Annotated in this window: 4 protein-coding genes and 6 tRNA genes; all 10 read right to left on the bottom strand. The window is 52.3% G+C overall.

Annotation, left to right across the window (positions count from 1 at the left end; all coding sequences use genetic code 11):
- Positions 1-86: 86 nt before the first annotated feature.
- The 10 genes from ACJY2L_RS19345 to nagA all read right to left on the bottom strand — a co-directional run bounded on the left by ACJY2L_RS19345 (position 87) and on the right by nagA (position 5,962).
- Positions 87-161, bottom strand: a tRNA-Gln gene (locus tag ACJY2L_RS19345).
- A 6-nt stretch (positions 162-167) separates the two neighbouring features.
- Positions 168-244 (bottom strand) — tRNA-Met (locus ACJY2L_RS19340).
- 22 nt (positions 245-266) lie between these two features.
- Positions 267-341: transfer RNA gene (locus tag ACJY2L_RS19335), tRNA-Gln, on the bottom strand.
- Positions 342-376: 35 nt separating this feature from the next.
- A tRNA-Gln gene (locus ACJY2L_RS19330) sits at positions 377-451 on the bottom strand.
- Positions 452-474: 23 nt separating this feature from the next.
- Positions 475-559: transfer RNA gene (locus ACJY2L_RS19325), tRNA-Leu, on the bottom strand.
- Positions 560-567: 8 nt separating this feature from the next.
- Positions 568-644: transfer RNA gene (locus tag ACJY2L_RS19320), tRNA-Met, on the bottom strand.
- A 217-nt stretch (positions 645-861) separates the two neighbouring features.
- On the bottom strand, positions 862-2,526 hold the full coding sequence (asnB, locus tag ACJY2L_RS19315) for an asparagine synthase B (RefSeq protein WP_439212801.1): 1,665 nt from the start codon (positions 2,524-2,526) through the stop codon (positions 862-864).
- Positions 2,527-2,806: 280 nt separating this feature from the next.
- Complete coding sequence (locus ACJY2L_RS19310; RefSeq protein WP_067435206.1) at positions 2,807-3,556, bottom strand: HAD-IIA family hydrolase; 750 nt, start codon at positions 3,554-3,556, stop codon at positions 2,807-2,809.
- A gap of 29 nt (positions 3,557-3,585) precedes the next feature.
- On the bottom strand, positions 3,586-4,806 hold the full coding sequence (gene nagC, locus ACJY2L_RS19305; protein WP_439212802.1) for a DNA-binding transcriptional regulator NagC: 1,221 nt from the start codon (positions 4,804-4,806) through the stop codon (positions 3,586-3,588).
- Positions 4,807-4,813: 7 nt separating this feature from the next.
- Positions 4,814-5,962: an N-acetylglucosamine-6-phosphate deacetylase gene (gene nagA / locus ACJY2L_RS19300; protein ID WP_067428689.1), complete on the bottom strand. Its 1,149-nt coding sequence runs from the start codon at positions 5,960-5,962 to the stop codon at positions 4,814-4,816.
- Between the last annotated feature and the right edge of the window lie 38 nt (positions 5,963-6,000).

Below are 6,000 nucleotides of genomic sequence, written 5' to 3'. Positions count from 1 at the left end.
CCCCGGAATGCTGGTATCAGAAACCAGTGCCTTACCGCTTGGCGACACCCCAATAGGTGTTAAATCAAATTTTCTACATCTTAGTATGGCTGGGGTGCAGGGATTCGAACCCCGGAATGCTGGTATCAGAAACCAGTGCCTTACCGCTTGGCGACACCCCAATAATATGGTGGCTACGACGGGAATCGAACCTGTGACCCCAGCATTATGAGTGCTGTGCTCTAACCAGCTGAGCTACGTAGCCAAATTATTGTACTGCTCTGGATTGGCTGGGATACCTGGATTCGAACCAGGGAATGCCGGTATCAAAAACCGGTGCCTTACCGCTTGGCGATATCCCAATTCGTACACGTACCCGTGAACTCACCAGAAAAAATGGCTGGGGTACCTGGATTCGAACCAGGGAATGCCGGTATCAAAAACCGGTGCCTTACCGCTTGGCGATACCCCATCCGTGCAAACCGATGACTGAAATGGTGCGGGAGGCGAGACTTGAACTCGCACACCTTGCGGCGCCAGAACCTAAATCTGGTGCGTCTACCAATTTCGCCACTCCCGCAAAAAAGATGGTGGCTACGACGGGAATCGAACCTGTGACCCCAGCATTATGAGTGCTGTGCTCTAACCAGCTGAGCTACGTAGCCATCTTTTTTCGCGCTACCTTCATCGGCGTTGCGGGGCGCATTATGCGGAGTTGACCTAAAAGCGTCAACAAGTTTTTTCCCGTTTTTTACCCGGATGCGATTGTTTGTCTGGGTTATAACCAGCATGGTCGAATATTAAACAAAATTCATTGTTGCAGCTGTTTTTCTGCCAGATTAACGGGCCATTGCTGGCCCGCTGCACATCGTAACAGAGCGATCAGTAAGCTGACTGATGAACGCCCACCGCACGGCCTGATGGGTCATCCATGTTTTTGAACGCTTCGTCCCACTCGATCGCTTTGGCTGATGAACAGGCAACGGATGGGCCACCCGGAACGCACTCAGCAGCGCTCGGAACCGGGAACAACTCTTCAAAGATCTCACGATAGAGATAAGCTTCTTTGGAGCCAGGCGTGTTGTAAGGAAAACGGAAATGCGCCGTTTTCAGCTGTTGATCGCTGACCTGCTGCGCGGCCACCACTTTCAACGAGTCGATCCAGCTGTAGCCAACGCCGTCAGAGAATTGTTCTTTCTGGCGCCAGGCGACGCTTTCCGGCAAATAAGAGGAGAAACATTCACGCAGGATATGCTTTTCCATTTTACCGTTGCTGCCACACAGCTTGTCGGCCGGGTTGATGCGCATGGCCACATCAAGGAATTTCTTATCCAGAAACGGCACGCGCGCTTCCACGCCCCAGGCGGACATCGCCTTGTTGGCGCGTGCGCAGTCGTACATATGCAATGCCATCAGCTTACGCACGTTTTCTTCGTGGAACTCTTTAGCGTTTGGTGCCTTGTGGAAATAGAGATAACCACCGAATACTTCATCCGCGCCTTCGCCCGACAGCACCATTTTGATGCCCATCGCTTTGATTTTACGCGACATCAGATACATTGGCGTTGAAGCGCGAATCGTAGTGACGTCATAGGTTTCAATGTGATAGATCACGTCACGGATAGCATCAAGGCCTTCCTGCACGGTGAAATGGATCTCATGGTGCACGGTGCCAAGATGCTCAGCCACCGCTTTGGCGGCTTTGAGATCCGGCGAACCTTCCAGTCCTACCGCAAATGAGTGCAGCTGAGGCCACCAGGCTTCGCTCTTATCCTGATCTTCCACGCGCTTGGCCGCAAACCGTTTGGTCACTGCGGAAATGATCGAGGAGTCGAGGCCGCCAGAAAGCAGCACGCCATAAGGTACGTCAGACATCAGGTGGCTTTTCACCGCATCTTCCAGCGCGTTTTTCAGCACGCCAGCATCGGTAACGTTGTGCTCAACGTTTTTATATTCCATCCAGTCGCGCTGGTAATAACGATGAATTTCGCCGTCGGTGCTGCTCATGTAGCTACCGGCCGGGAACTCTTTGATCGAGCGGCATACCGGCACCAGCGATTTCATCTCTGAGGCGACAAACAGGTTGCCGTGCTCATCGTTGCCCATGTAGAGCGGAATTATGCCGATGTGGTCGCGGCCGATCAGCCAGGTCTGTTTTTCACTGTCATAGAGAATAAAGGCAAACATGCCTTCCAGCTCATCGAGGAAGTCGACACCTTTTTCCTGATAAAGCGCCAGAATCACTTCACAGTCGGAGCCGGTCTGGAATTCATAGCGATCGCTCAGTTCAGCACGCAACGCCTGGTGGTTATAAATTTCACCGTTCACCGCCAGCACATGGGTATGCGCTGCGTTATACAGCGGCTGAGCGCCATTGTTTACATCAACAATAGAAAGGCGTTCGTGAGCCAGAATCGCTTTATCATCAGCATATACGCCGGACCAGTCCGGGCCGCGGTGGCGCATCAGACGTGACAGCTCAAGCGCCTTTTTGCGCAGCTCGGTAGGATCGCTTTTTAAATCCAGAACACCAAAAATCGAACACATATCTTACTCCTGGCTCTCACCGCTGAGGTGATGTTGTCATAACGTCTTTGTATGAAGCAGCGCGAATGACTGCGTGATGTATAAGAAAATGCGCTATTTCCCCCCGGTGATGCAACTGTTTTAGCGATTTGCTGATAAAAAGGCTGTTGCAGAGGGAGTAAAATTAGATTTTATCTAATTTTATTGGCATTTCATTGAGGATTCAGCAATGAAAGTGGCGTTGAGTATGAAAAGTAGCCAGCATAAAGACCAAAAAAAACCTGGCGGCGCCAGGTTGGTTTCAGAACAGATCGATATCCGCCACGCTGGGATAGATATAGTTTGGCCGGAATGGCATGGCATCAATATCACTTAGCGTAGAAACGCCAGAAAGCACCAGAATGGTTTCGAGCCCCGCCTGGAAACCCGCAAGGATATCGGTGCGTAAATTATCGCCGACAATGACCGTCTCTTCCGAATGCGCCTGCATTTTATTCAGTGCAGCGCGAATGATTAGCGGGCTCGGCTTACCGACATAGAAAGGCCGACGGCCCGAGATTTTTTCGATACCGGCGCACAGAGCACCGCAGGCGGGCACAAAGCCACGCGCATGCGTATCCGGGTTGGTAGCGATAAAGCGTGCACCATTGGCCACGAAAAACGCCGCCTTGTGCATCATGTCCCAGTTAAAGGAGCGGGTTTCACCCACGATGACAAAGTCAGGATTGATATCCGTAATGGTAAAGCCTGCTTTATAAAGTTCGTGGATCAGCGCGCCTTCACCGACCACATACGCCTTTTTGCCTTCCTGATGCTTGAGGAAATCTGCGGTTGCCATAGCCGAAGTATAAAAAGCGGAAGCGGGCAGTTCTATGCCAGCAGAAAGAAAGCGGTTGGCCAGATCCTGCGCGGTTTGGGAAGGGTAGTTGGTCAGCAGAACCAGCGGCATCTCTTTTTCAACGATGCGCATCAGAAACTCGCCTGCACCTGGCACAGCGGTGTTGTCGTGCATCAGCACGCCATCAATATCGCAGATTACATTTTTAATCATCTTGGTTTTATCCATCGTAAAAGGCGCAGTTACTCTTCCAACAGATGTTGTAAAAGAAGGCCATTGAGCATCGCGCGTTTCGCCAGGGCAAAAGCGCCAATAGCTGAGCGATGATCGAGTTCGGAACGTACCACCGGCAAGTTTTTGCGGAATGCCTTCAGTACCTGAGTATTAATGCAGCTTTCCACTGCGGGCAGCAATATCCTACCAGCATCGGTGATTTCACCCGCGATCACCACTTTTTGTGGGTTAAACAGGTTGATGGCAATGGCGATCGCCTTGCCTAAATAGCGTCCAACAAAGCCAATTACCTCGCAGGCCAGCGCATCACCTTTATTAGCCGCTTTGCAAATGGCGGCTATCTGACAATTATCCAGCGTTAATGAGCTGGAATAGCCCTGCTGTAGCAGATGGCGCACGCGGTTTTCTATGGCACCGTTGGCCGCAATGGTTTCCAGGCAGCCGAAATTGCCGCAATGGCAGCGCTCACCCAAAGGATCGACCTGAATATGACCAATCTCACCGACATTGCCATTACTGCCGAGAAAAATATGGCCGTTGGTGATAATGCCGGCACCGGTTCCACGGTGGACACGCACTAAAATAGAGTCGGCGCAGTCGCGAGATGCACCAAAATAATGCTCTGCTAACGCCAGGCTGCGAATATCGTGACCGACAAAGCTGGTGACGCTGAATCTTTTTTTCAGGTTAGCGACCAGCGGCCAGTGGCTAACGGTGATATGCGGCATATAGCGGATTACGCCTTTATCAGGATCCACCAGTCCGGGCAGAATCACGGCAATGGCAATCAATTCACGCAGCTTGCGCTGATAGAGCTCTTTAAATTGCGCAATGATGTCGAACAGCGCATTTTCCAGCGTTTCCTGCGTGCGCTGAGGCAAAGGGTAATGCTCTTCCGCAAGGGATTTACCGCTCAGGTCGAACAGCGTCAGGGTGGCATCATTGCGGCCGAGGCGCACGCCGATGGTATTAAAGCCGCGGGTTTCGGTGACGATAGAGATGGCGCGTCGTCCGCCCGTGGAGGCCTGCTGCTCGACCTCTTTGATCAGGCCGCGCTCAATCAGCTGGCGGGTAATTTTTGTGACGCTGGCGGGCGCAAGCTGGCTCAGTTCCGCAATCTGAATACGTGAAATCGGCCCTTGCCGATCGATCAGCCGATAGACGGCCGCGCTGTTGAGTTGTTTAACGAGATCAACATTTCCGATTTGTGCCTGGCCGCCAGTGGTCATTCAATACTTACTCGCTGAGGACTTCGTCGCCGTTAACGATAGTCTTGGTAATTCGATAATCGCGTGTAAAAACAGTAAGGTTAGCCACTTTTCCCGCTTCGATAGTGCCTAACTGCCGATCAACGCCGATTGCCCGTGCCGGATAAAGCGTCGCCATGCGCACCGTTTCATCCAGTGCAATGCCAACCTGTTCAACGCAGTTTTTGACCGCTTCAATCATGGTCAACGCTGAACCGCTGAGCGTGCCGTTTTCATCAACGCAGAGTCCGTCGCGATAGTATATTGTTTTTCCTGCAAAAATGAACTGGTCAATCTCTGCGCCTGCCGGGGCGGTGGCATCGGTGACCAATACCAACTTATCGCCTTTGAGACGTTTGGCATTGCGCACATTGGCGTAATGCACGTGAAGTCCATCAACGATAATGCCGCAGTAAACGTCAGGCGCGTCGAACAGCGCGCCAGCGAGACCAGGCTCGCGGCCAATCATCGGCGGCATAGCATTATAGAGATGGGTAGCGAAACGGGCACCGGCGCCAATGCCTGCCTGCGCTTGCTCATAAGTAGCATTTGAGTGGCCAACCGAAACCACAATACCTGCAGCCACAAGCTGCTCTATCACCGCCGAGCCCGCCATTTCTGGCGCCAGCGTGACTTTGCTGATGACCTCTGCATGCTGGCAAAGGTAATCAACTAATGCCGGATCGGGCGTGCGAATCAAATCGGGATTGTGGGTGCCTTTTTTAATCACGTTAAGCCACGGCCCCTCCAGATGCAGGCCCAGCGCCTGATGGCGATGTTCAGCCAGCCAGCTACCCATTACGTCAATGGCACGTTTCATCAGCGCATCGGTACTGGTAATCAGCGTCGGCAGGAAGCTGGTGCAGCCCGATTTTTCATTGGCTTTTTGCATGGTATTCAGTGTATCGAGGCTGATGGCCTCAATGTCGTCATTGAACTGCACGCCACCACAGCCGTTAAGCTGTAGATCGATAAAGCCAGGGGTAATATTCGCCCCCTGGACATCGCGTTGCTCAATTCCTGCGGGCAGCTCAGTGAACGGACAAACGCGGTCGATCAGGCCATCAGCGATGACGACAGCATGGTTATCAAGAACGTGATGACCGGTAAAAACGCGGCCATTGGTCAGAGCATACATATTTTCTCTCCCGACAATTCCGGGTAACTAAAACGCAC

It is taken from the genome of Duffyella sp. Ts4 (assembly GCF_051851875.1).
GTDB classification, from domain to species: domain Bacteria; phylum Pseudomonadota; class Gammaproteobacteria; order Enterobacterales; family Enterobacteriaceae; genus Duffyella; species Duffyella gerundensis.
Note: the sequence above shows the minus strand (reverse complement) of the source record. Positions and strands in the feature narration are given on the sequence as shown.